3 protein-coding genes are annotated in these 3,212 nt (G+C 75.6%); all 3 read right to left on the reverse strand.

Annotated elements, in window-relative coordinates:
- The coding region (locus D476_RS0116470) for a Rho termination factor N-terminal domain-containing protein (protein ID WP_017625034.1) at window positions 1–743 on the reverse strand (743 nt) is incomplete at its 3' end.
- Window positions 744–1,162: 419 nt separating this feature from the next.
- Window positions 1,163–2,158, reverse strand: a complete 996-nt coding sequence (gene thrB, locus D476_RS0116475) for a homoserine kinase (protein WP_017625035.1) — start codon at window positions 2,156–2,158, stop codon at window positions 1,163–1,165.
- On the reverse strand, window positions 2,155–3,212 hold a 1,058-nt coding region (thrC, locus tag D476_RS0116480), incomplete at its 5' end, for a threonine synthase (RefSeq protein WP_083939544.1). The genes thrC and thrB, both read right to left, overlap by 4 nt.

Consider the following 3,212-nt stretch of genomic DNA (forward strand, 5'->3'; position numbering starts at 1 on the left):
TCGTCGTCGGCGTTCTGCCGGCCGCCCTGGCCGCCGGAGCCGCCGTGCTGCTGGCCGCCCTGCTGCTGGCCGCCGTCGCCGTGGCCGTCGGCGGGGCCGTCCTCGCGTCCGCCCCGGTTGCGGCGGTTGCGCTGGCGCTCGCGGCCCTGCTTGCGGCCTTCGCCGCCGTCGGAGCCGCTCTTCTGGGAGGTGCTGGAGGTCTTCACACTGCTCGCGGAGGTCGGGGTCTCGGTCGCTTCCGCGGCCGCCGGGGCCTGTTCGGCCTCGTCGGAGCGCCGCCGCGCCGAACGGCGACCGCGGCCCGCGGGGTCCTTGTCGGCCTTGGGGCCGTCCTGCTCGGCGCTCTTCTCGGCGCCCTTGCCGCCGCCCCCGGTGGCCCGGCCCTTCTTGGCGGGCCCTCCGGCGGAGCCCTTCTCAGGGGCGTCCTTCGGCGCGTCCTTCGGGGCGTCCTTCCGGTCGGCCTGGGGGGTGGCCACCGGGCCGCCCTGCTTGGCCTCGATGGCGGCGATGACGTCGTTCTTGCGCATCCGCCCCGTGCCGGTGATGCCCAGGCTCGACGCGAGCCGCTGGAGCTCGGTGAGCTTGAGCGCCGACAGCCCGGTGGCGCCGGAGCCGGCCCGCGACCGGGCCGTGGCGCCCTTGGCGGCGCGTGCCGCGCCGTCGCCGGCATCCGCAGCGGGCGCGGTGGAATCGTCGTTGGTGCTGACCGCCGCGTCCGTGTGGAGTTCGGTGGTGTCGCTCACTAAGGGTCCTTCCCAAGGAGCGGGCTCGTGCCGTTGTCATGTCAAGAACGGCCGGCCCGGTGGTGCGAACCGGCGGGGGCCGGGTCGGGCGTGCCCCACGTGGTTGTCGGGAACCGTCGGTCGGCGCCCTTACCCAATCGCGGCGGGCTCTGGGTACAGCCAGACGTCGGGGCGGTGAGCTCGATGGTTCGTCCCGCGGACCGTTCTGTCGCTCTCGCCGGGCGAGGAAGACGCCTCGGTGGGATGGGCGGGGCCGCGGGGGCGACGTGAGCTCGACACGGGGGCCGGGCCGCGTCCCGGGCGGAGCGCGCTGCGGCGCTCGCACGGAGCCGACGCGGAGGTCCCTGTGGCGGATGAGCACACGCCCCGCAACGGGGCATCTGGTGCTACGACCAGCCTAACATCACCGGAGCCCAAGGCTATTCCTCGACACTGGTCAATGAACGGGGAGAACTGATCCGCACCCCAGCCGGATCGATTGCTAAGGGGCGTATGTGCCAACCCGTACCCGTTCGGGCGCGAATCGAATCAACCGCTTCCCGATGGATTTGCCCCACATCGCCCGCCACTGGGGCGTTTCGGGCACCGGCGCCCCCATCGGCGGCGAGCACCAGCACGGTGGGACCCGCGCCGGAGACCACCGCGGCAAGGCCGTCACGTCCGCGCAGGTCGGCGGCGAGACGGGCGCTCTCGGGCATGGCGGCGGCACGGTAGCGCTCGTGCAGGCGGTCCTCGGTCGCCTCCAGGAGCAGCTCGGGGTGGCCGGAAACGGCCGCGGTGAGCAGCGCCGCCCGGCCCGCGGTGAACGCGGCGTCGGCGTGCGGCACCTCGGCGGGCAGCAGCCCCCGCGCGGCCTCGGTGGACAGCTCCGCGTCGGGGACGCACACCACCGGCCGCAGCCGGCGGTCGGGCTCCAGGCGCAGCGCCCGCCAGGCGCCGCGCCCGCCCCAGGACAGGGTGAACCCGCCGTGGACGCAGGGGGCCACGTTGTCGGGGTGGCCCTCGATGTCGGCGGCGGTGCCGAACACCCAGTCCCGGTCGATGTCCCCGCCGGGGCCCAGCCGCCCCATCAGGGCGGCGGCGGCCGCCACCCCGGCGGTGATCGCCGAGGCCGACGAGCCCAGGCCGCGCCCGTGCGGGACGGCGTTGCGGCAGCGCAGGTCCACGCCCGGGGGCCGCTCCCCCGCGGCCTCGTAGGCGGCGCGGAAGGCGGCGGCGACCAGGTGGTCGGGGCCCACGGGCACCTTCCCGGCGCCCTCGCCCTCGACCGACACCCGCACCCGCCCGTCGTCGCGGACGCGCGCCTCGACCTCGTCGTGCAGGTCCAGGGCCAGGCCCATGGCGTCGAACCCGGGGCCCAGGTTGGCGCTGGTGGCCGGGGTGCGCACGCGCACCCCGGCGGGCGCGGCGCTCACGCCAGGCCCAGGGCGCCCGCGGCGGCGCGGGCGTCCACCGGGACGGTGGTCGCCGACGAGGCCCCGGCCAGCGCCCAGTCGGGGTCCTTCAGGCCGTTTCCGGTCACCGTGCACACCACCCGGGAGCCGGGCTCGACCATCCCGGCCTCGGCGCTCTGCAGCAGACCGGCCACGCTCGCGGCCGAGGCGAGCTCCACGAAGACGCCCTCCTCGGCGGCGAGCATCCGGTAGGCGGCCAGGATCTGCCGGTCGGTGACCGAGTCGATGGCTCCGCCGGAGGCGTCCCGGGCCTGCTCGGCGGTGCGCCAGGAGGCGGGGTTGCCGATGCGGATGGCGGTGGCGATGGTGCGCGGGGAGCGCACCGGCTCGCCGCCGACGATCGGCGCGGCACCGCTGGCCTGGAAGCCGAGCATGCGCGGGGTGCGGGTGGCGGGGCCGTCGTCGGCGAACTCCCGGTAGCCCATCCAGTAGGCGGTGATGTTCCCGGCGTTGCCCACCGGCAGGCAGTGCACGTCGGGGGCGTCGCCCAGGGCGTCGACCACCTCGAAGGCGGCGGTCTTCTGGCCCTGCAGCCGGTAGGGGTTGACCGAGTTGACCAGCGCCACCGGGTAGTCCACCGACAGCTTGCGCGCCAGCTCCAGGCAGTCGTCGAAGTTGCCGTCGACCTGCAGCAGCTTGGCGCCGTGCACGAGCGCCTGGGCGAGCTTGCCCATGGCGATCTTGCCCTGCGGCACCAGCACCGCGCAGGTCATGCCGGCGCGCACCGCGTAGGCGGCGGCGCTGGCGCTGGTGTTGCCGGTGGAGGCGCAGATGACCGCCTGGGCGCCGTCCTCGGCGGCCTTGCTGATGGCCATCGTCATGCCGCGGTCCTTGAAGGAGCCGGTGGGGTTGAGGCCCTCCACCTTCAGGAAGACCTCGCAGCCGGTCAGCTCCGACACCCGCCGCGCCGGTACCAGCGGGGTGCCGCCCTCCTGGAGGGTGACGACCGGGGTGTTCGCCGTGACGGGGAGGCGGTCGCGGGACTCCTCGACCACCCCGCGCCACGCCCGTGCCA

It is taken from the genome of Nocardiopsis chromatogenes YIM 90109, from assembly GCF_000341185.1.
GTDB lineage: Bacteria > Actinomycetota > Actinomycetes > Streptosporangiales > Streptosporangiaceae > Nocardiopsis_A > Nocardiopsis_A chromatogenes.